This is a genomic window from Streptomyces sp. NPDC051987 (assembly GCF_040680735.1).
Taxonomy (GTDB): Bacteria; Actinomycetota; Actinomycetes; order Streptomycetales; family Streptomycetaceae; genus Streptomyces.
Map to the genome: position 1 here is coordinate 1 of NZ_JBFAXI010000105.1, position 21157 is coordinate 21157.

18 protein-coding genes are annotated in these 21157 nt (G+C 71.7%); 16 read left to right on the plus strand and 2 right to left on the minus strand.

Annotated features, from left to right (window positions below):
- Positions 1-55: 55 nt before the first annotated feature.
- The gene (bldD, locus tag AB0M11_RS35285) at positions 56-559 is read right to left on the minus strand and encodes a transcriptional regulator BldD (RefSeq protein WP_014671524.1); all 504 of its coding nucleotides are present in this window, start codon (positions 557-559) and stop codon (positions 56-58) included.
- A gap of 252 nt (positions 560-811) precedes the next feature.
- On the opposite strand from bldD, the gene pyrR reads away from it, so the two are divergent.
- The 14 genes from pyrR to AB0M11_RS35355 all read left to right on the plus strand — a co-directional run bounded on the left by pyrR (position 812) and on the right by AB0M11_RS35355 (position 17547).
- Positions 812-1411, plus strand: coding sequence for a bifunctional pyr operon transcriptional regulator/uracil phosphoribosyltransferase PyrR (gene pyrR / locus AB0M11_RS35290; protein ID WP_365712237.1), 600 nt, complete (start codon positions 812-814; stop codon positions 1409-1411).
- A gap of 84 nt (positions 1412-1495) precedes the next feature.
- Entirely contained in the window at positions 1496-2476 is a 981-nt protein-coding gene (locus AB0M11_RS35295; protein ID WP_365712238.1) for an aspartate carbamoyltransferase catalytic subunit, read from the plus strand.
- A gap of 5 nt (positions 2477-2481) precedes the next feature.
- Complete coding sequence (locus AB0M11_RS35300) at positions 2482-3768, plus strand: dihydroorotase (RefSeq protein WP_365712239.1); 1287 nt, start codon at positions 2482-2484, stop codon at positions 3766-3768.
- The gene (locus AB0M11_RS35305) at positions 3765-4334 is read left to right on the plus strand and encodes a hypothetical protein (RefSeq protein ID WP_365712240.1); all 570 of its coding nucleotides are present in this window, start codon (positions 3765-3767) and stop codon (positions 4332-4334) included. The genes AB0M11_RS35300 and AB0M11_RS35305 overlap by 4 nt, the downstream gene beginning before the upstream one ends.
- Positions 4331-5473, plus strand: a complete 1143-nt coding sequence (gene carA, locus AB0M11_RS35310; protein ID WP_365712241.1) for a glutamine-hydrolyzing carbamoyl-phosphate synthase small subunit — start codon at positions 4331-4333, stop codon at positions 5471-5473. The genes AB0M11_RS35305 and carA overlap by 4 nt, the downstream gene beginning before the upstream one ends.
- Entirely contained in the window at positions 5466-8774 is a 3309-nt protein-coding gene (gene carB, locus AB0M11_RS35315; protein WP_365712242.1) for a carbamoyl-phosphate synthase large subunit, read from the plus strand. Before carA ends, carB begins: the two co-directional genes overlap by 8 nt.
- 157 nt (positions 8775-8931) lie before the next feature.
- Positions 8932-10038 carry a quinone-dependent dihydroorotate dehydrogenase gene (locus AB0M11_RS35320; protein WP_365712243.1) on the plus strand — a complete coding sequence of 369 codons (1107 nt, stop codon included), beginning with the start codon at positions 8932-8934 and terminating at the stop codon, positions 10036-10038.
- Positions 10035-10880 carry an orotidine-5'-phosphate decarboxylase gene (pyrF, locus tag AB0M11_RS35325; protein WP_365712244.1) on the plus strand — a complete coding sequence of 282 codons (846 nt, stop codon included), beginning with the start codon at positions 10035-10037 and terminating at the stop codon, positions 10878-10880. The genes AB0M11_RS35320 and pyrF overlap by 4 nt, the downstream gene beginning before the upstream one ends.
- Before the next feature lie 277 nt (positions 10881-11157).
- Entirely contained in the window at positions 11158-11481 is a 324-nt protein-coding gene (locus AB0M11_RS35330) for an integration host factor (protein WP_003977346.1), read from the plus strand.
- Between the two features lie 60 nt (positions 11482-11541).
- Positions 11542-12135 carry a guanylate kinase gene (gene gmk, locus AB0M11_RS35335; RefSeq protein ID WP_365712245.1) on the plus strand — a complete coding sequence of 198 codons (594 nt, stop codon included), beginning with the start codon at positions 11542-11544 and terminating at the stop codon, positions 12133-12135.
- 51 nt (positions 12136-12186) lie between these two features.
- A complete protein-coding gene (gene rpoZ, locus AB0M11_RS35340; RefSeq protein ID WP_005319902.1) occupies positions 12187-12459 on the plus strand; it encodes a DNA-directed RNA polymerase subunit omega in 273 nt (90 codons plus the stop codon).
- A 97-nt stretch (positions 12460-12556) separates the two neighbouring features.
- Positions 12557-13762, plus strand: coding sequence for a bifunctional phosphopantothenoylcysteine decarboxylase/phosphopantothenate--cysteine ligase CoaBC (gene coaBC / locus AB0M11_RS35345; RefSeq protein ID WP_365712258.1), 1206 nt, complete (start codon positions 12557-12559; stop codon positions 13760-13762).
- Positions 13763-14001: 239 nt separating this feature from the next.
- Positions 14002-15210, plus strand: coding sequence for a methionine adenosyltransferase (gene metK / locus AB0M11_RS35350; protein WP_365712246.1), 1209 nt, complete (start codon positions 14002-14004; stop codon positions 15208-15210).
- Between the two features lie 168 nt (positions 15211-15378).
- Positions 15379-17547, plus strand: coding sequence for a primosomal protein N' (locus tag AB0M11_RS35355; RefSeq protein WP_365712247.1), 2169 nt, complete (start codon positions 15379-15381; stop codon positions 17545-17547).
- Between the two features lie 242 nt (positions 17548-17789).
- Here AB0M11_RS35355 and AB0M11_RS35360 read toward each other — a convergent pair whose 3' ends face one another.
- Positions 17790-18335, minus strand: coding sequence for a hypothetical protein (locus tag AB0M11_RS35360; RefSeq protein ID WP_365712248.1), 546 nt, complete (start codon positions 18333-18335; stop codon positions 17790-17792).
- A gap of 284 nt (positions 18336-18619) precedes the next feature.
- Here AB0M11_RS35360 and fmt point away from each other — a divergent pair, with 284 nt between their 5' ends.
- Both fmt and AB0M11_RS35370 read left to right on the plus strand, forming a co-directional pair.
- Entirely contained in the window at positions 18620-19552 is a 933-nt protein-coding gene (gene fmt, locus AB0M11_RS35365) for a methionyl-tRNA formyltransferase (protein WP_365712249.1), read from the plus strand.
- Between the two features lie 83 nt (positions 19553-19635).
- Positions 19636-21063 (plus strand): transcription antitermination factor NusB, encoded by a 1428-nt coding sequence (locus AB0M11_RS35370; RefSeq protein ID WP_365712250.1) that lies wholly within the window; start codon positions 19636-19638, stop codon positions 21061-21063.
- Positions 21064-21157 lie beyond the last annotated feature (94 nt).

The following is a 21157-nucleotide window of genomic DNA, read 5'->3' on the forward strand; positions in this document are numbered from 1 at the left end:
TTCTTTGGGGCCCCCCCCCCCGGGCGCCACGTTTCTGCTCAGTTGTTCCAGGAGGTCAGGCCTCTTCGTGGGTGGCCACGGCGCGGCGGGCGTCCGCGTCCAGCACGCCCCAGCTGATCAGCTGCTCGGTGAGGACCGAGGGGGACTGGTCGTAGATGACGGCCAGTGTGCGCAGGTCGTCCTGGCGGATCGACAGCACCTTGCCGTTGTAGTCACCGCGCTGGGACTGGATCGTCGCCGCGTAGCGCTGCAGCGGGCCGGCCTTCTCGGCCGGCACGGTGGCCAGCCGCTCCAGGTCGAGAACCAGCTTCGGCGGGGGCTCGGCGGCACCGCCGGGGGTGGTGCCAGGCAGCAGCTCCTGCACCGGGACCCCGTAGAAATCCGCCAACTCTGCAAGGCGCTGCACGGTCACGGCACGGTCGCCGCGCTCGTACGAACCGACCACCACGGCCTTCCAGCGCCCCTGGGACTTCTCCTCGACACCGTGGAGGGAAAGGCCCTGCTGGGTGCGGATGGCCCGGAGCTTGGCCCCGAGCTGTTTGGCGTATTCGCTGGACATATAGCTCCCCGGACACTGTGTCGACGCGGCCGGCCTGTGTCCCGCCGCGCGGCTGGTAACTCACTGTGAGGTTACGCAGCGTTACTCTGTTGCGTCAAGCCGAATGGTCCGCACCGACTCTTCCGTGGTAGCGATGACCGAATACGCCAAGGGGGTGATCAGGGCCCTCTCGGTCACCTGCTACCGTGGATGGCGCAAATCCGACGTCCTTTAAAGTCCGTCCCGTGAGGCGGAGAAGGGGGTCCGTTTCGTATGGACAAGCAGGAAAAGCTCGACGAACCGCAGCGTCCCGACGCCGCGGTGCAGGCTTTCGACGCCCGGCCCGTTCTCGAAGGCCCTGACATCGCGCGGGTGTTGACCCGCATCGCGCACGAGATCGTCGAGCGCGCCAAGGGCGCCGACGACGTGGTGCTCCTCGGCATCCCGACCCGCGGCGTCTTCCTCGCCCAGCGGCTCGCCGCCAAGCTGGAGCAGATCACCGACCGCAAGACGCCCGTCGGTTCGCTCGACATCACCATGTACCGCGACGACCTGCGCATGCACCCGCCGCGTGCGCTGGCCCGCACCGAGATCCCCGGTGACGGCATCGACGGCAGACTGGTGATCCTCGTCGACGACGTGCTCTTCTCCGGCCGCACCATCCGCGCCGCCCTCGACGCCCTGAACGACATCGGGCGCCCGCGCGCGGTCCAGCTGGCGGTCCTCGTCGACCGCGGCCACCGCGAACTGCCCATCCGCGCCGACTACGTCGGCAAGAACCTCCCCACGTCGCTGCGGGAGACGGTCAAGGTCCAGCTCGCCGAGGAGGACGGTCGCGACACCGTGCTGCTCGGTGCGAAGCCGACCTCCTAGCCGGCCGAGGGGCGCGCACCGCCGTGGTGCGCCCAGGCCTGCCCGCAATCTCCCCTATGTGAACTGCCTTACGGAGCCTGACAGATGCAGCGTCATCTCATCTCGGCCGCCGACCTCACCCGCGACGACGCCGTCCTGATCCTCGACACCGCCGAGGAGATGGCCCGGGTCGCCGACCGGCCGATCAAGAAGCTGCCGACCCTGCGCGGCCGCACCGTCGTCAACCTCTTCTTCGAGGACTCGACCCGGACCCGGATCTCCTTCGAGGCCGCCGAGAAGCGCCTCTCCGCCGACGTCATCAACTTCACCGCCAAGGGGTCCAGCGTCTCCAAGGGCGAGTCCCTGAAGGACACCGCCCAGACCCTGGAGGCGATGGGCGTCGACGCCGTCGTCATCCGGCACGGCGCATCGGGAGCGCCCTACCGGCTCGCCAACTCCGGCTGGATCGACGCGGCCGTCATCAACGCCGGCGACGGCACCCACCAGCACCCCACCCAGGCCCTCCTGGACGCCTTCACCATGCGCCGCCGCCTGGTCGGCCGGGACGCCGGCATGGGGCAGGACCTGGCCGGCAAGCGGATCACCGTCGTCGGTGACGTCCTGCACAGCCGGGTCGCCCGCTCCAACGTCGACCTGCTGCACACCCTCGGCGCCGAGGTCACCCTCGTCGCCCCGCCCACCCTGGTGCCGGTCGGCGTCGAGCACTGGCCCTGCGAGGTGTCGTACGACCTCGACGCGGTCCTCCCCAAGTCCGACGCCGTGATGATGCTCCGCGTCCAGCGCGAGCGCATGAACGCCGCGTTCTTCCCGACCGAGCGCGAGTACTCGCGGCGCTACGGCCTCGACGGCGAGCGCATGGCGAAGATGCCCGAGCACGCCATCGTGATGCACCCCGGCCCGATGGTCCGCGGCATGGAGATCACCGCCGAGGTGGCCGACTCCGAGCGCTGCACCGTCGTCGAGCAGGTGGCAAACGGAGTCTCCATCCGGATGGCCGTCCTGTACCTGCTGCTCGGGGGCAACGAGCCCGCCGTCAGCCACGCCCGCACCACCGAGGAGAAGTAAGACCCATGAGCAAGATCCTGATCCGTGGTGCGAGGGTGCTCGGCGGCGAGTCGCAGGACGTCCTGATCGACGGCGAGACCATCGAGGCGGTCGGCTCCGGGCTGTCCGCGGAGGGCGCGGACGTCGTCGAGGCGGACGGCAAGGTGCTGCTGCCGGGCCTCGTCGACCTGCACACCCACCTGCGCGAGCCCGGCCGTGAGGACTCCGAGACGGTCCTCACCGGCACCCGCGCCGCCGCGAGCGGCGGCTACACGGCCGTCTTCGCCATGGCCAACACCTTCCCGGTCGCCGACACCGCCGGTGTCGTCGAGCAGGTCTACCGGCTCGGCCGGGAGCACGGCTACTGCGACGTCCAGCCCATCGGCGCGGTCACCGTCGGCCTGGAGGGCAGGAAGCTCGCCGAGCTCGGCGCCATGCACGAGTCGGCCGCCGGGGTCACCGTCTTCTCCGACGACGGCAAGTGCGTGGACGACGCCGTGATCATGCGCCGCGCCCTGGAGTACGTGAAGGCCTTCGGCGGGGTCGTCGCCCAGCACGCCCAGGAGCCCCGGCTGACCGAGGGCGCCCAGATGAACGAGGGCGTCGTCTCCGCCGAGCTGGGGCTCGGGGGCTGGCCCGCCGTCGCCGAGGAGTCGATCATCGCCAGGGACGTGCTGCTCGCCGAGCACGTCGGCTCCCGCGTCCACATCTGCCACCTCTCCACGGCCGGCTCCGTCGCGATCGTGCGCTGGGCCAAGTCCCGCGGCATCGACGTCACCGCCGAGGTCACCCCGCACCACCTGCTCCTCACCGACGAGCTGGTGCGGTCGTACAACCCCGTCTACAAGGTCAACCCGCCGCTGCGCACCGAGCGGGACGTCCTGGCGCTGCGCGAGGCCCTCGCGGACGGCACGATCGACATCGTCGCCACCGACCACGCCCCGCACCCGCACGAGGACAAGGACTGCGAGTGGGCCGCCGCCGCCATGGGGATGGTGGGCCTGGAGACCGCGCTGTCGGTGGTCCAGGAGACCATGGTGGACACGGGCCTGCTCACCTGGGCCGGCGTCGCCGACCGGATGTCCGTCAAGCCCGCGCGGATCGGGCAGGCCGCCGGTCACGGCCGCCCCGTCTCGGCAGGCGAGCCCGCCAACCTCACCCTGGTCGACACGGAATACCGTGGCCTGGTGGACCCCGCGGGCTTCGCCTCGCGCAGCCGCAACACCCCGTACGAGGGACGCGAGCTGCCGGGCCGTGTCACCCACACGTGGCTGCGGGGCAAGGCGACGCTCGTGGACGGGAAGCTGACGTGACACCTCTGATCCTGCTGGCCGACGAGAAGAGGTCGGCCGCGGTCACCGACTGGTCCGCCCGCATCGGCTGGCTGGTCGGCCTCGCCCTCTTCGTCGCGCTCGTCTACTGGCTGATGCGCGAGGGCTGGAAGTGGCGCGGCACCCTCCAGGGCGACCTCCCGGAGCTGCCCAGCGCGCCGGACGACCCCGGTGCCGTGAGACTGACGATGAGCGGCCGCTACCACGGCTCCACCACGGCCGGGCAGTGGCTGGACCGCATCGTGGCCCGCGGCCTCGGCTCCCGCAGCCGGGTCGAACTCACCCTGACCGACGCGGGCCTGGACGTCGTGCGCCCCGGCGCGACCGACTTCTTCATCCCCGCCGACGCGCTCCGCGAGGCCCTGCTCGGCAAGGGCATCGCGGGCAAGGTCCTCACCGAGGGCGGACTCCTCGTGGTGACCTGGGCGCACGGCGACAAGCTGATCGACTCCGGTTTCCGCTCCGACCACGCGGCGGAGCACACCGAGTGGGTCGACGCCATCAACTCCATGACCAAGACACCCAGCACGGAAGGCGCCGAACGATGACGACCTCCACCAGGGGAACCGGCAAGGTTCCCGCCGTACTCGTCCTGGAGGACGGCCGGATCTTCCGCGGCCGCGCCTACGGGGCCGTGGGGGAGACCTTCGGCGAGGCCGTGTTCTCCACCGGCATGACCGGCTACCAGGAGACCCTGACCGACCCGTCCTACGACCGGCAGATCGTGGTCGCCACCGCCCCGCAGATCGGCAACACGGGGTGGAACGACGAGGACGACGAGTCCAGCCGCATCTGGGTCTCCGGCTACGTCGTGCGGGACCCCGCGCGCGTGCCCTCCAACTGGCGCGCCAAGCGTTCGCTGGACGCGGAACTGGTCGCGCAGGGCGTGGTCGGCATCTCCGGCGTCGACACCCGCGCCCTCACCCGCCATCTGCGTGAGCGCGGCTCCATGCGCGCCGGCGTCTTCTCCGGCGAGGCGATCGCCGCCGACGCCGAGCTCGTCGCGCGCGTGCAGGCCCAGCCGCACATGAAGGGCGCCTCGCTGTACGAGGAGGTCGCCACCAAGGAGGCGTACGTCGTCCCCGCGGTGGGCGAGAAGCGGTTCACTGTCGCCGCCGTCGACCTCGGCATCAAGGGCATGACCCCGCAGCGCATGGCCGAGCGCGGCATCGAGGTGCACGTGCTGCCCGCGACCGCCACCGAGGACGACGTGTACGCCGTCTCCCCGGACGGCGTGTTCTTCTCCAACGGGCCCGGCGACCCGGCCACGGCCGACGGCCCGGTGGCCCTGATGAGCGCCGTCCTGGAGCGGAAGACCCCGCTCTTCGGCATCTGCTTCGGCAACCAGATCCTCGGCCGCGCGCTCGGCTTCGGCACCTACAAGCTGAAGTACGGCCACCGGGGCATCAACCAGCCGGTCCAGGACCGGACGACCGGCAAGGTCGAGGTCACCGCGCACAACCACGGCTTCGCCGTGGACGCGCCGCTCGACAAGGTCAGCGAGACGAGGTTCGGCCGCGCCGAGGTCTCGCACGTCTGCCTCAACGACGACGTCGTGGAGGGGCTGCAGCTGCTCGACCAGCCGGCCTTCTCCGTCCAGTACCACCCCGAAGCGGCGGCAGGACCGCACGACGCCGCCTACCTGTTCGACCGCTTCGTTTCCCTGATGGAGGGCCAGCGTGCCTAAGCGCACCGATATCCAGTCCGTCCTGGTCATCGGCTCCGGCCCGATCGTCATCGGCCAGGCCGCCGAGTTCGACTACTCCGGCACCCAGGCCTGCCGCGTGCTGCGCGCCGAGGGCCTCCGCGTCATCCTGGTGAACTCCAACCCGGCGACGATCATGACCGACCCGGAGATCGCCGACGCGACCTACGTCGAGCCGATCACCCCCGAGTTCGTCGAGAAGATCATCGCCAAGGAGCGCCCGGACGCCCTGCTGCCCACCCTGGGCGGCCAGACGGCCCTGAACACCGCGATCTCGCTCGACGAGAACGGCGTCCTGGCCAAGTACGGCGTCGAACTGATCGGCGCCAACGTCGAGGCCATCAACAAGGGCGAGGACCGCGACCTCTTCAAGGAGGTCGTGGCGGAGGTCCGCAAGAAGATCGGGCACGGTGAGTCCGCCAGGTCCGTCATCTGCCACTCCATGGACGACGTCCTCGCGGGCGTCGACGAGCTGGGCGGCTACCCGGTCGTCGTCCGCCCCTCCTTCACCATGGGCGGCGCCGGTTCCGGCTTCGCCCACGACGAGCAGGAGCTGCGCCGCATCGCCGGCCAGGGCCTGACGCTCTCCCCGACCACCGAGGTGCTCCTGGAGGAGTCCATCCTCGGCTGGAAGGAGTACGAGTTGGAGCTCATGCGCGACAAGCACGACAACGTCGTGGTCGTCTGCTCCATCGAGAACTTCGACCCCATGGGCGTGCACACCGGCGACTCGATCACCGTCGCGCCCGCGATGACGCTGACCGACCGCGAGTACCAGATCCTGCGCGACATCGGCATCGCCGTCATCCGCGAGGTCGGCGTCGACACCGGCGGCTGCAACATCCAGTTCGCGGTCAACCCCGAGGACGGCCGGGTCATCGTCATCGAGATGAACCCGCGCGTCTCGCGGTCCTCGGCGCTCGCATCCAAGGCCACCGGCTTCCCGATCGCGAAGATCGCTGCGAAGCTGGCCGTCGGCTACACCCTGGACGAGATCCCCAACGACATCACGCAGGAGACACCGGCCTCCTTCGAGCCCACGCTCGACTACGTGGTCGTCAAGGCTCCGCGGTTCGCGTTCGAGAAGTTCCCGCAGGCCGACTCCACGCTGACCACGACCATGAAGTCGGTCGGCGAGGCGATGGCCATCGGCCGCAACTTCCCCGAGGCCTTCCAGAAGGCGCTGCGCTCGCTGGAGAAGAAGGGCAGCCAGTTCACCTTCGTCGGCGAGCCCGGTGACAAGCAGTCGCTGCTGCACGAGGCGGTACGGCCCACCGACGGCCGGATCAACACCGTCATGCAGGCCATCCGCGCGGGCGCCACCCCCGAGGAGGTCTTCGAGTTCACGAAGATCGACCCGTGGTTCGTCGACCAGCTCTTCCTGATCAAGGAGATCGCCGACGAGCTGGCCGGTGCGCCGGAGCTGACCGCCGACCTGCTCGCCCATGCCAAGCGGCACGGCTTCTCCGACCAGCAGATCGCCGAGATCCGCGGGCTGCGCGAGGACGTGGTGCGCGAGGTCCGGCACGCGCTGGGCGTACGCCCGGTCTACAAGACGGTCGACACCTGCGCCGCCGAGTTCGCCGCCAAGACGCCGTACTTCTACTCCTCCTACGACGAGGAGACCGAGGTCGCGCCGCGCGAGAAGCCGGCCGTCATCATCCTGGGCTCCGGCCCCAACCGCATCGGCCAGGGCATCGAGTTCGACTATTCGTGCGTGCACGCGTCCTTCGCGCTGAGCGACGCGGGCTACGAGACGGTCATGGTCAACTGCAACCCGGAGACCGTCTCCACCGACTACGACACCTCCGACCGGCTCTACTTCGAGCCGCTGACGCTGGAGGACGTGCTGGAGGTCGTGCACGCCGAGCAGCAGGCCGGTCCGGTCGCGGGCGTGGTCGTGCAGCTGGGCGGCCAGACCCCGCTGGGTCTGAGCCAGGCGCTCAAGGACAACGGCGTGCCGATCGTCGGCACCTCCCCGGAGGCCATCCACGCGGCCGAGGACCGGGGCGCCTTCGGCCGGGTGCTCGCCGAGGCGGGCCTGCCGGCCCCCAAGCACGGCACGGCGACCACCTTCACCGAGGCCAAGGCCATCGCCGACGAGATCGGCTACCCGGTGCTGGTGCGGCCGTCCTACGTGCTCGGCGGACGCGGTATGGAGATCGTCTACGACGAGACCCGCCTTGCGGCGTACATCGCCGAGTCGACCGAGATCAGCCCCACCCGGCCGGTCCTCGTCGACCGGTTCCTGGACGACGCGATCGAGATCGACGTCGACGCCCTCTACGACGGCGAGGAGCTGTACCTCGGCGGCGTCATGGAGCACATCGAGGAGGCCGGCATCCACTCCGGCGACTCGGCGTGCGCCCTGCCCCCGATCACGCTCGGCGGCTTCGACATCAAGCGGCTGCGCGCCTCCACGGAGGCCATCGCGCGCGGGGTCGGCGTACGCGGTCTGATCAACATCCAGTTCGCGATGGCCGGGGACATCCTGTACGTCCTCGAAGCCAACCCGCGCGCGTCCCGCACGGTGCCCTTCACCTCGAAGGCGACCGCGGTGCCGCTGGCCAAGGCCGCCGCCCGGATCTCGCTGGGCGCGACCGTCGCCGAACTGCGCGCCGAGGGCCTGCTGCCGGCCCGCGGCGACGGCGGCGAGCTGCCGTTCGACGCGCCGATCTCCGTGAAGGAGGCGGTCATGCCGTGGTCGCGGTTCCGGGACATCCAGGGCCGCGGTGTGGACACCGTGCTCGGCCCGGAGATGCGCTCCACCGGCGAGGTCATGGGCATCGACTCCGTCTTCGGCACGGCCTACGCCAAGTCGCAGGCCGGGGCGTACGGGCCGCTGCCCACCAAGGGCCGCGCGTTCATCTCCGTCGCCAACCGCGACAAGCGTTCGATGATCTTCCCGGCGCGCGAGCTGGTCGCCCACGGCTTCGAACTGCTGGCCACCTCCGGCACGGCCGAGGTCCTCAAGCGCAACGGCATCAACGCGACCGTGGTGCGCAAGCAGTCGGAGGGCGTCGGCCCCAACGGCGAGAGGACGATCGTCCAGCTCATCCACGACGGCGAGGTGGACCTCATCGTCAACACCCCGTACGGCACCGGGGGTCGCCTGGACGGGTACGAGATCCGGACGGCCGCGGTGGCCCGGTCGGTGCCGTGTCTGACGACCGTGCAGGCGCTGGCGGCGGCCGTGCAGGGGATCGACGCGCTGAACCACGGGGACGTGGGGGTGCGGTCGCTGCAGGAGCATGCGGAGCGATTGACGGCCGCGAGGGACTGACCGGCCCGTGGTTCGGCTGCGGGCCGGTGGGGGGCCGGTCGCGCCCACGCGGCGGAGCCGCATATCGAGCACTGCCCCGCGCCCCTTTCGGGGCGCGTTGCCCAGCTGTCTGTGAGGGGGGCACCGGTGTCGGTGTCCCCCTTGGCATGAGGACTTCATGTACAAGATCTTCTTCAACCTCTTTTTCAAGCGGATGGACCCGGAACAGGCACACCACCTCGCCTTCCGGTGGATCCGGCTCGCCGCCCGTGTTCCGGTGCTGCGCACGTTCATCGCGGCTGCGCTGGCTCCCCGCTACAAGGAGCTGCGCACCGAGGCGTTCGGGCTGCGGATGCACGGGCCCTTCGGCCTGGCCGCGGGGTTCGACAAGAACGCGGTGGCGATCGACGGGATGTCGATGCTCGGGTTCGACCACGTCGAGATCGGGACCGTGACGGGTGAGGCGCAGCCCGGGAACCCCAAGAAGCGGATGTTCCGGCTGGTCGCCGACCGGGCGCTGATCAACCGGATGGGGTTCAACAACGACGGCTCGCTGACCGTGGCCGCGCGGCTGGCGACCCGAGAGCCCGTCTTCAGGACCGTCGTGGGCGTCAACATCGGCAAGACCAAGGCCGTACCGGAGTCCGAGGCCGTCGGTGACTACGTGAAGTCGGCCGAGCGGCTCGCGCCGTACGCGGACTACCTGGTCGTGAACGTGTCGTCCCCAAACACCCCGGGGCTGCGCAGCCTCCAGGCCGTCGACCAGCTGCGTCCGCTGCTGACCGCCGTGCGCGAGGCGGCCGACCGGGTGGCGGCGAACCGCCGGGTGCCGCTCCTGGTGAAGATCGCGCCGGACCTCGCCGACGAGGATGTGGACGCCGTCGCGGATCTCGCGGTCGAACTGGGACTCGACGGGATCATCGCGACCAACACCACCATCGCGCGGGAGGGTCTGGGGCTCCGCTCCGACCCCGCCCTGCTGAAGGAGGCCGGCGGGCTCTCCGGCGCGCCGCTCAAGGCCCGCTCCCTGGAGGTCCTGCGGCGGCTGTACGCGCGCGTGGGCGACCGGATCACCCTGGTGGGCGTCGGAGGCGTGGAGAACGCCGAGGACGCCTGGCAGCGCATCCTGGCCGGTGCCACGCTGGTCCAGGGCTACAGCGCCTTCGTCTACCAGGGGCCGTTCTACGCTCGCGCCCTCCACAAGGGCCTCGTGGCGCGCCTGCGCACCAGCCCGTACGCCACTCTCGCCGACGCGGTCGGCGCCGACGTGAGGAAGACCGTATGAGCCCCTTGGAGCCCTTCGGCGCCCGGTTGCGCCGTGCGATGGACGAGCGCGGCCCGCTGTGCGTCGGTGTCGACCCGCACGCCTCGCTGCTCTCCGAGTGGGGTCTGAACGACGACGTGGCGGGTCTGGAGCGGTTCAGCCGCACCGTCGTGGAGGCGGTGGCCGACCGGGTCGCCGTGATGAAGCCGCAGAGCGCGTTCTTCGAGCGGTTCGGCTCCCGCGGGGTCGCCGTCCTGGAGCGGGTGGTGCAGGAGGCGCGGGCGGCCGGGACGCTGGTCGTGATGGACGCCAAGCGCGGCGACATCGGCTCGACCATGGCCGGGTACGCCGAGGCCTATCTGCACAAGGACGCCCCGCTGTTCTCGGACGCGCTGACCGTCTCCCCGTACCTCGGCTACGGCTCGCTCAGCCCGGCCGTCGCGCTGGCCCGGGAGAACGGGGCCGGTCTGTTCGTGCTGGCGCTCACCTCCAACCCGGAGGGCCCCGAGGTGCAGCACGCGGTGCGCGCCGACGGGCGGACGGTCGGCGCCACCATGCTGGCCCACCTGGCCGCCGAGAACGCGGGGGAGGAACCGCTGGGTTCCTTCGGCGCCGTCGTCGGGGCCACGGTCGGCGACCTGTCGTCGTACGGCCTCGACATCAACGGTCCGCTCCTCGCCCCGGGGGTGGGCGCGCAGGGTGCGACGGCGGCCGACCTTCCCGCCGTCTTCGGGTCCGCGGTGCGCAACGTGGTGCCAAACGTGAGCCGAGGTGTTTTGCGTCACGGTCCCGAGGTGTCGGCCCTGCGGGCGGCCACGGAGCGGTTCGCGGGCGAGATCCGGGGTGTCGTCGCAGGTCGGTGAGGGCCGCGGCGGCGCTCCGCCGACCGCTTCGGCGAGCACTGCGGCGGCGGCCCGGGAGTGAATACATCCTCAAATCCAGGGCAGTATGTCTGAAATGTCCGGCCTGACGGAGGCTGACCAGGACTTTTCCGCTGTTCTCGCTGACTCCGGCGGACTTGCCCGCTAGTCTCCGAGCAGAGTCACGGGCAAGCGTGTTGCTCGTAGCTCCCCAGGTGTGGGGCGACTAGGTTCCTCACCGGTCCGTATCCGACAGTTCGACATCCGAGGTGACGTAGGCGTGGCTCTTCCGCCCCTTACCCCTGAACAGCGCGCAGCCGCGCTCGAAAAGGCCGCCGCGGCTCGCCGGGAGCGGGCCGAGGTCAAGAATCGACTCAAGCACTCCGGCGCCTCGCTTCACGAGGTCATCAAGCAGGGTCAGGAAAACGACGTCATCGGCAAGATGAAGGTCTCCGCCCTGCTCGAGTCCCTGCCGGGCGTGGGCAAGGTCCGCGCCAAGCAGATCATGGAGCGACTCGGGATCTCCGAGAGCCGCCGCGTGCGGGGCCTCGGGTCCAACCAGATCGCCTCTCTGGAGCGCGAGTTCGGCAGCACCGGCTCCTGATCGCCGGGCTGCCCGGGACAGCCGTCCCGGGCAGCCCGCGATTGCTGGAATAATCGCTGCATGGCTGCAACATTCCGGGGGACGTCCCCCGAGCCCCCGGACGTACGTCCGCGGCTGACCGTGCTCTCCGGCCCTTCCGGGGTCGGAAAGAGCACGGTCGTCGCCCATATGCGCAAGGCGCACCCCGAGGTCTGGCTCTCGGTGTCCGCGACCACCCGCAGGCCCCGTCCGGGCGAGAAGCACGGCGTCCACTACTTCTTCGTCTCCGACGACGAGATGGACAAGCTCATCGCCAACGGCGAGCTCCTGGAGTGGGCCGAATTCGCCGGCAACCGCTACGGCACCCCGCGGGCCGCGGTGCTGGAGCACCTCGAAGCCGGCGTGCCGGTCCTCCTGGAGATCGACCTCCAGGGTGCGCGGCAGGTCCGCGAGACCATGCCGGAGGGCCGGCTGGTCTTCCTGGCCCCGCCCTCCTGGGAGGAGCTGGTGCGCAGGCTCACCGGCCGCGGCACCGAGGCGCCCGAGGTGATCGAGCGCCGGCTGGACGCGGCCAAGATCGAACTCGCGGCCGAGCCGGAGTTCGACGAGACCCTGGTCAACACCTCCGTCGAGGACGTGGCGCGCGAGCTGCTAGCCTTGATGGACGTTGTGTGATCCTTGCTGATCATTCAGACTGATTCTTTCCCATCCATCGGAAGGCAGAGCGTGTCCTCTTCCATCACCGCGCCCGAGGGCATCATCAACCCTCCGATCGACGAGCTCCTCGAGGCCACCGACTCGAAGTACAGCCTGGTGATCTACGCGGCCAAGCGGGCCCGCCAGATCAACGCGTACTACTCGCAGCTCGGCGAGGGCCTCCTCGAGTACGTCGGTCCGCTCGTCGACACCCACGTCCACGAGAAGCCGCTCTCCATCGCCCTGCGCGAGATCAACGCGGGTCTGCTGACCTCCGAGGCCATCGAAGGCCCGGCGCAGTAGTACTTTCATATTGCAGTTGACTTATCCACAGGCCCGGCAGCCGACTGTCGGGCCTGTGGTGTGTGATGGCGTCATGGAATCGACGAGTGGAGGCCCGGTGGACAAGCCCAAGGTCGTGCTGGGGGTCAGCGGCGGCATCGCCGCGTACAAGGCCTGCGAGCTGCTGCGGAGGTTCACGGAGTCGGGCCATGACGTCCGGGTGGTGCCCACCGCCTCCGCGCTGCACTTCGTCGGCGCCGCCACCTGGTCCGCCCTCTCCGGCAACCCCGTCTCCACCGAGGTCTGGGACCACGTCGAGGAGGTCCCGCACGTCCGGATCGGCCAGCACGCCGACCTGGTCGTGGTCGCCCCCGCCACCGCCGACATGCTGGCCAAGGCGGCCCACGGCCTCGCCGACGACCTGCTCACCAACACCCTGCTCACCGCCCGCTGTCCGGTCGTCTTCGCCCCCGCGATGCACACGGAGATGTGGGAGCACCCGGCCACCCAGGAGAACGTGGCCATACTGCGCCGCCGCGGCGCCGTCGTGATCGAGCCGGCCGTCGGCCGCCTCACCGGCGTCGACACCGGCAAGGGCCGGCTGCCCGACCCCGCGGAGATCTTCGAGGCCTGCCGTCGCGTCCTCGCCCGGGGGGTGCGGGAGCCCGACCTGGCCGGCCGCCATGTCGTCGTCTCCGCCGGCGGCACCCGCGAGCCTCTCGACCCCGTCCGTTTCCTGGGCAACCGCTCCTCCGGCAAGCAGGGCTACGCCCTCGCCCGCACGGCCGCCGCCCGCGGCGCCCGGGTGACGCTGGTCGCCGCGAACACCACGGGACTGCCCGACCCGGCCGGCGTGGACGTCGTCCCGGTCGGTACGGCCGTGCAGCTGCGCGAGGCGGTGCTCAAGGCGGCTGCCGACGCCGACGCCGTGGTGATGGCCGCGGCCGTCGCCGACTTCCGTCCCGCGGTCTACGCGGCCGGGAAGATCAAGAAGAAGGACGGGCGGGATCCCGAACCGATCGTGCTGGTGCGAAATCCGGACATCCTCGCGGAGATCTCGGCCGACCGGGCGCGGTCCGGACAGGTGATCGTCGGCTTCGCCGCCGAGACCGACGACGTCCTCGCCAACGGCCGGACCAAACTGGTCCGCAAGGGCTGCGACCTCCTCGTGGTGAACGAGGTGGGAGAACGCAAGACCTTCGGCTCCGAGGAGAACGAGGCCGTGGTACTCGGCGCCGACGGCAGTGAGACGCCTGTGCCGCACGGCCCGAAGGAAGCCCTCGCCGACACCGTGTGGGACCTGGTGGCGGCCCGTTTGGGTTAACTTTTTTCAGCCATATGTCAACTTTCCCGGGTGTGACATTACGGTGTGGTGGCTCTGGTCAAGGCCGCCGGCCATTGGGCAGAATGCCCGTGCCGCAGGTCACAGCACTCCCGAGTGTCGAGACGGGTGGGCCGGCGGCCGAGTGCGACCGATAAACTGTTCTCGGACGATGCCCGGGTGCAGCCCCCGCGTCGTCCGCCAATGATCAGCCAGCAGCCGCTGCAACCCCAGGGAGCGTTGTGTCCCGTCGCCTGTTCACCTCGGAGTCCGTGACCGAGGGCCACCCCGACAAGATCGCTGACCAGATCAGCGACACCATTCTCGACGCGCTTCTGCGCGAGGACCCGACCTCCCGGGTCGCCGTCGAGACGCTGATCACCACCGGCCTGGTGCACGTGGCCGGCGAGGTCACGACCAAGACGTACGCGGACATCGCGACGCTGGTCCGCAACAAGATCCTCGAGATCGGCTACGACTCCTCGAAGAAGGGCTTCGACGGAGCCTCCTGCGGCGTGTCGGTCTCGATCGGTGCGCAGTCCCCGGACATCGCCCAGGGCGTGGACACGGCGTACGAGAACCGGGTCGAGGGCGACGAGGACGAGCTCGACCGGCAGGGCGCCGGCGACCAGGGCCTGATGTTCGGCTACGCGACGGACGAGACGCCGACGCTGATGCCGCTCCCGATCTTCCTGGCGCACCGCCTGTCCAAGCGCCTCTCCGAGGTCCGCAAGAACGGCACCATCCCCTACCTGCGCCCCGACGGCAAGACCCAGGTCACCATCGAGTACGACGGCGACAAGGCCGTCCGCCTCGACACGGTCGTGGTCTCCAGCCAGCACGCCTCGGACATCGACCTGGAGTCGCTGCTCGCGCCCGACATCCGCGAGTTCGTGGTGGAGCCGGAGCTGAAGGCGCTGCTGGAGGACGGCATCAAGCTCGACACCGAGAACTACCGGCTGCTGGTCAACCCGACCGGCCGCTTCGAGATCGGCGGCCCGATGGGTGACGCCGGTCTGACCGGCCGCAAGATCATCATCGACACCTACGGCGGTATGGCCCGTCACGGTGGCGGCGCGTTCTCCGGCAAGGACCCGTCCAAGGTCGACCGCTCGGCCGCCTACGCCATGCGCTGGGTCGCCAAGAACGTCGTCGCGGCCGGCCTGGCCGCCCGCTGCGAGGTCCAGGTCGCCTACGCGATCGGCAAGGCCGAGCCCGTCGGCCTCTTCGTGGAGACCTTCGGCACCGCCAAGGTCGACCACGAGAAGATCGAGAAGGCCATCGACGAGGTCTTCGACCTCCGTCCGGCCGCCATCATCCGCGACCTCGACCTGCTCCGTCCGATCTACGCCCAGACCGCCGCGTACGGCCACTTCGGCCGCGAGCTGCCCGACTTCACCTGGGAGCGGACGGACCGGGTGGAGGCGCTGCGCAAGGCTGTCGGCCTGTAGTCCCGGAACCACCTGACGACGGCCCGGTCTCCCCGCAGGGGAGCCGGGCCTCGTCGCGTCCCGGCCCGCGGAAGCCGCCGCCGGCCACGAGCCGGTGGTCCCGCCCCGGCCCGGTGCGCGGTCCGGTGCGCGGTCCCGTTGTCAGTGGCGTTTGGTAAGAATGCAAGGGTGAGCAGCGAGAACGGCCAGGGGGGCGGGGGTGCCGGAGGGGCGCCGCCGGAGCAGCTCGCGCTCATTCGGGAGAGCGTGCGCGGGGCCAAGGTGCCCCGGGCCAAGCCGCGGACCTGGCGGGGGGCCGCCCTGGCCGAGCGGTTGCCGGTCGCGCGGGTGCTGGTGGACAAGGGCGTGCTCCATCTCGACCGGTACTTCGACTACGCCGTCCCCGCCGAGCTGGACGCCGACGCACAGCCGGGGGTGCGGGTCCGGGTGCGGTTCGGGGCCGGCCGGCACCGGGTGCGGGACGGGCGCCGCGAGGGCGGGGGGCTCATCGACGGCTTCCTCGTCGAGCGGCTCGCCGAGTCCGACTACTCGGGGCCGCTGGCCGCGCTGGCCCAGGTCGTGTCGCCCGAGCCGGTGCTCAGCGAGGAGCTCCTGCGGCTCGCACGGGCAGTCGCCGACCGGTACGCGGGCAGCCTCGCAGACGTGCTGCAGCTGGCCGTGCCGCCGCGCAGCGCGCGAGCCGAGAGACGGCCGTCCCCCGAGCCCCTGCCGCCCCCGCCCGTGCCGGGCGCCGGAAGCTGGTCGCGGTACGAGCAGGGGGCCGCCTTCGTCGAGGCGCTGGCCTCCGGTGGCGCGCCGCGTGCGGTGTGGAACGCCCTGCCGGGGCCCGGGTGGAGCGAGGAGATCGCCCGCGCCGTCGCCGCCACGCTCGCCTCGGGACGCGGCGCGCTCGTCGTCGTACCGGACGGGCGGGCCGCCGCGCGGGTCGATGCCGCGCTGACCGAGGTGCTGGGGGAGGGACGGCACGCGCTGCTCACCGCCGACGCCGGGCCCGAGAAGCGGTACGCGCGGTGGCTCGCCGTCAGCCGCGGTTCGGTGCGGGCGGTGGTGGGGACCCGGGCGGCCATGTTCGCGCCCGTGCGGGATCTCGGGCTCGTGGTGATCTGGGACGACGGGGACGACAGCCACAGTGAGCAGCACGCACCGCAGCCGCATGCGCGGGACGTGCTGCTGTTGCGTGCGGCGCTGGACAAATGCGGTTTCCTCCTCGGGAGTTGGAGTTGCACGGTGGAGGCCGCGCAGCTCGTGGAGAACGGCTGGGCACGGCCCCTGGTGGCCGGTCGGGAAGAGGTGCGGCGGGCCGCGCCCCTGGTGCGCACGGTCGGGGACACGGACCTCGCGCGGGACGAGGCGGCGCGGGCCGCGCGGCTGCCGACGCTCGCCTGGCAGGCGGTCCGGGACGGGCTGCGGCACGGGCCGGTGCTGGTGCAGGTGCCCCGGCGCGGGTATGTGCCCCGGATGGCCTGCGCCCAGTGCCGGGCACCGGCGCGCTGCCGGCACTGCGCCGGACCCTTGGAGGCGGGGGGCGCCGGGGCGCTGGCATGCGGGTGGTGCGGGCGGCCCGAGAGCGACTGGCACTGCGCCGAGTGCGGTGGTTTCCGGTTGCGGGCCCAGGTGGTCGGGGCCCGGCGGACCGCCGAGGAGCTGGGGCGGGCCTTTCCCGCCGTACCCGTGCGGACCTCCGGCCGTGAGCAGGTGCTGGACACCGTGCCGGGGACGCCCGCGCTGGTCGTGAGTACACCTGGGGCCGAACCGGTCGCCGAGGGCGGGTACGCGGCGGCCCTGCTGCTGGACGGGTGGGCCATGCTCGGACGCCCGGATCTGCGAGCCGGTGAGGACGCGCTGCGCCGGTGGATCGCCGCCGGGGCGCTGGTGCGGCCGCAGGGGGACGGGGGGACCGTGGTCGTCGTCGCGGAGCCCACGCTGCGGCCCGTGCAGGCGCTGGTGCGGTGGGATCCGGTCGGGCACGCGGTGCGGGAGCTGGCCGAGCGGGCGGAGCTCGGGTTTCCGCCGGTGTCGCGGATGGCGGCGGTCTCGGGCACGGCGGAGGCGCTGGCCGACTTCCTCGGTGCGGCCGAACTTCCCGCCGACGCGGAGGTGTTGGGGCCGGTACCGGTGCCCGTGGTGCGGGCCGGGGCGCCTCGGCGGCCAGGGGCACCGCCCCCGGGGGAGCACTGGGAGCGGGCGCTGGTACGGGTGCCGCCGGGGAGCGGGGCCGCGCTCGCCGCCGCGCTGAAGTCGGCTCAGGCCGCGCGGATGGCGCGGGGGAGCGGGAGCGGCGGTGCGGGAGGCGGGGACGCGGTGCGGGTGCGGATCGATCCGCCGGACATCGGCTGAGCCGGCGGACGGCTGCCCTCCCGGATGCTTGCCGGGAGGGCAGGGGCGGGCGGATCAGCCCTGGGAGCAGCCGTGGGTTCGGTCGGCCATGGCGTGGGTCGGCGCCGGCGTGCGGCGGCCGTTGCGGACGTCGGCCGTTGCGGACGTCAGCCGTTGCGGACGTCAGCCGTTGCGGACGTCGGCCGTTGCGGACGTCGGCCGTTGCGGACGTCGGCCGTTGCGGACGTCGGCCGTTGCGGACGTCAGCCGTTGCGGGGGCCGGGGAAGGCGGTCGGCCTGGCCTCGTCGCGGAGGGTGGGGCTGCCGGCGGTCGGCTGGGTCGGCATGGAGCGGGCGGCCGGCACCGTCGGCACGGTGGGCAGGCCGCCGCCCACGTTGATCGTGCGGGTGCCCGATGCTTCCGTGGACCGGTCGGGCTCGGCGGCGGCCGCCTGGGCCGTGGCGCGGCGGGCGCCGTAACGGCGGTGCACCGCCTGCTTGGTGACTCCGAGTGCGGAGCCCACGGCGTCCCACGAGAAGCCGAGTGAGCGGTCGAAGTCCACGGCGGCCGTGACCAGGGTTTCGACACTGTCCCGGAGTTCCTGGGCGAGACGGACCGTCGGGGCGGGGGCGCGTCCGTAGACGACGAAGCCCGTGGACGGGCCGGAGCGGCGCGGGCGGTAGACGTTGCCCAACTGGGCGGTGAGCGTGCGTAGTGCGTCCACCTGGCGGCGAACCCGCTCGATGTCCCGCACCAGCAAGTGCAGGCTGGCCCGGGCCTGGGCGTCGTGGGTTGCGTGGTCGGCCATGAACAAGCCTCTCGAACCGGCGTTGAAAGGAATGGGCCGCGTGTGCGGCCCGTTGTGGTCAACTCTCTCTTGACCAACGCGTGGGCGCTCCGCTGGTCACGGTGTGGGGGCGTATGGGCATATGCGTACGCCCTGCGGCGGAGGTTGCACCCCGGGAAGTCCTCCCACCCGCGCACCGTCCCTCCCGGTCGGCAGGTGGTCGTGGTTCGTGGGGTGGTTGATCGGTGCGGCATAGACTTGCTTGCTGGCCGTGTCGATGTCGTTGGAGAGGGTCGCAGTCGCCCATGAAGCTTGTCTTCGCCGGTACCCCCGAAGTCGCCGTTCCCGCTCTGGACGCTCTCATCTCCTCCGGACGGCACGAGGTGGCCGCCGTGGTCACGCGGCCCGACGCGCCGGCCGGGCGGGGCCGCAGGCTGGTCGCCTCACCGGTGGCCGAGCGGGCGATGGAGGCCGGGATCGAGGTGCTGCGGCCGGTCAAGCCCCGTGATCCGGAGTTCCTGGAGCGGCTGGCGGAGATCGGGCCGGACTGCTGTCCGGTGGTGGCGTACGGCGCACTGCTGCCGCGGGTCGCGCTCGACGTGCCCGCCCACGGCTGGGTCAACCTGCACTTCTCGCTGCTTCCTGCCTGGCGCGGGGCCGCTCCCGTCCAGCACTCCATCATGGCGGGGGACGAGATCACGGGCGCTTCCACGTTCCTCATCGAGGAGGGGCTGGACTCCGGGCCCGTCTACGGGACCGTCACCGAGGAGATCCGGCCCACCGACACCAGCGGTGACCTGCTGACCCGCCTCGCCTTCGCGGGGGCGGGGCTGCTCGCCGCGACCATGGACGGTATCGAGGACGGCACGTTGAAGGCCGTACCGCAGCCGGGGGAGGGCATCACCCTCGCGCCGAAGATCACCGTGGAGGACGCGAAGGTGGACTGGTCGGCGCCCGCGCTGCGGGTCGACCGGGTGGTGCGGGGGTGCACCCCGGCACCCGGCGCCTGGACCACCTTCCGCGGTGAGCGGCTCAAACTGATCCAGGTCACGCCGCTCCCCGAGCGGACCGAGCTCGCCCCGGCGCAGATCGCCGTCGGGAAGAACAGCGTGCACGTGGGTACGGGTTCGTACGCGGTGGAACTGCTCTGGGTGCAGGCCCAGGGCAAGAAGCCGATGCGGGCCGCCGACTGGGCGCGCGGCGTGCGCATCGGTGCCGGGGAGACGCTGGGCGGCTGAGCCCCCTTTCCCGGCGGCGGCTTTCGGGCGTACCCGGCGTACGCTGGGAGGTGCCTCATTCCCATGACCGGAGCACCTTTTTCGTGAGCGAGCAGTCCCGGCGGCCGCGCAGGCCCGCCAAGCCCTACCGTCGTCCCCAGAAGGACCCCGTCCGCATCCTCGCCTTCGAGGCGCTGCGCGCCGTGGACGAGCGGGACGCGTACGCCAACCTCGTGCTGCCGCCGCTGCTGCGCAAGGCCCGGGAGAAGGAGGGACCCGAAAAGTTCGACGGCCGGGACGCCGCGCTCGCGACGGAGCTGGTGTACGGGACGCTGCGCCGGCAGGGGACGTACGACGCGATCATCGCCGAGTGCGTCGACCGGCCGCTGCGCGAGGTGGACCCGCCGGTCCTGGACGTGCTCAGTCTCGGTGTGCACCAACTGCTGGGGACGCGGATCCCCAGTCACGCCGCCGTCTCCGCCTCCGTGGAGCTGGCCCGGGTGGTGCTGGGCGACGGGCGGGCCAAGTTCGTCAATGCCGTGCTCCGCAAGGTCGCGCAGGACGATCTGGACGGCTGGCTCGCCAAGGTCGCGCCCCCCTACGACCAGGACCCCGAGGACCATCTGGCCGTGGTGCACTCGCATCCGCGGTGGGTCGTCTCCGCCCTGTGGGATTCGCTGGGGGGCGGTCGCGCGGGCATCGAGGAGCTGCTGGCCGCCGACAACGAACGGCCCGAGGTGACGCTGGTCGCCCGGCCGGGGCGGGCCACCATCGAGGAACTGCTCGGCGAGGAGGCCGCCGTACCGGGGCACTGGTCGCCCTACGCCGTGCGGCTCACCGAGGGCGGGGAGCCCGGCGCCATCACGGCCGTGCAGGAGGGCCGGGCCGGCGTGCAGGACGAGGGCAGCCAGCTGGTCGCGCTCGCGCTCGCCAACGTGCTGGTCGAGGGCCCGGACGAGAAGTGGCTGGACGGCTGCGCCGGGCCCGGCGGCAAGGCCGCGCTGCTCGCCGCGCTCGCCGCCGAGCGGGGGGCCGTGCTGCTGGCCTCCGAGAAGCAGCCGCACCGGGCCGGGCTCGTGGAGAAGGCGCTGCACGGCAACCCCGGGCCGTACCAGGTGATCGCCGCCGACGGCACCCGGCCGCCGTGGCGTCCCGGCAGCTTCGACCGGGTCCTGATGGACGTCCCGTGCACGGGCCTGGGCGCGCTGCGGCGCCGGCCGGAGGCGCGGTGGCGGCGTCGGCCCGAGGACCTCGACAACTTCGGCCCCCTGCAGCGTGCGCTGTTGCGGACCGCGATCGACTCGGTGCGGGTGGGCGGGGTGGTCGGGTACGCGACCTGTTCCCCGCACCTCGCCGAGACGCGCGCGGTCGTGCAGGACGTTCTCAAGCAGCGTCCGGACACGGAGCTGGTGGACGCGCGTCCGCTGCTGCCGGGGGTGCCGGACCTGGGCGAGGGGCCCGACGTGCAGCTGTGGCCGCATCTGCACGGTACCGACGCGATGTACCTGGCACTGATCCGCCGGACCGGCTGAGGCCGGGGGCGGGGGCGGCACGGCTGCCCGCGGCTCGATAAAAGAGGCGCGGGAAAAAAGGGGCGCGGGGAACTGCGCGACCGACCCCCACCGG

Excerpts from the sequence above, each read along its gene's own strand:
- bldD (WP_014671524.1), bottom strand. The coding sequence starts at position 559 with ATGTCCAGCGAATACGCCAAACAGCTCGGGGCCAAGCTCCGGGCCATC.
- pyrR (WP_365712237.1), top strand. The coding sequence starts at position 812 with ATGGACAAGCAGGAAAAGCTCGACGAACCGCAGCGTCCCGACGCCGCG.
- AB0M11_RS35295 (WP_365712238.1), top strand. The coding sequence starts at position 1,496 with ATGCAGCGTCATCTCATCTCGGCCGCCGACCTCACCCGCGACGACGCC.
- AB0M11_RS35300 (WP_365712239.1), top strand. The coding sequence starts at position 2,482 with ATGAGCAAGATCCTGATCCGTGGTGCGAGGGTGCTCGGCGGCGAGTCG.
- carA (WP_365712241.1), top strand. The coding sequence starts at position 4,331 with ATGACGACCTCCACCAGGGGAACCGGCAAGGTTCCCGCCGTACTCGTC.
- AB0M11_RS35320 (WP_365712243.1), top strand. The coding sequence starts at position 8,932 with ATGTACAAGATCTTCTTCAACCTCTTTTTCAAGCGGATGGACCCGGAA.
- pyrF (WP_365712244.1), top strand. The coding sequence starts at position 10,035 with ATGAGCCCCTTGGAGCCCTTCGGCGCCCGGTTGCGCCGTGCGATGGAC.
- gmk (WP_365712245.1), top strand. The coding sequence starts at position 11,542 with ATGGCTGCAACATTCCGGGGGACGTCCCCCGAGCCCCCGGACGTACGT.
- AB0M11_RS35360 (WP_365712248.1), bottom strand. The coding sequence starts at position 18,335 with ATGGCCGACCACGCAACCCACGACGCCCAGGCCCGGGCCAGCCTGCAC.
- fmt (WP_365712249.1), top strand. The coding sequence starts at position 18,620 with ATGAAGCTTGTCTTCGCCGGTACCCCCGAAGTCGCCGTTCCCGCTCTG.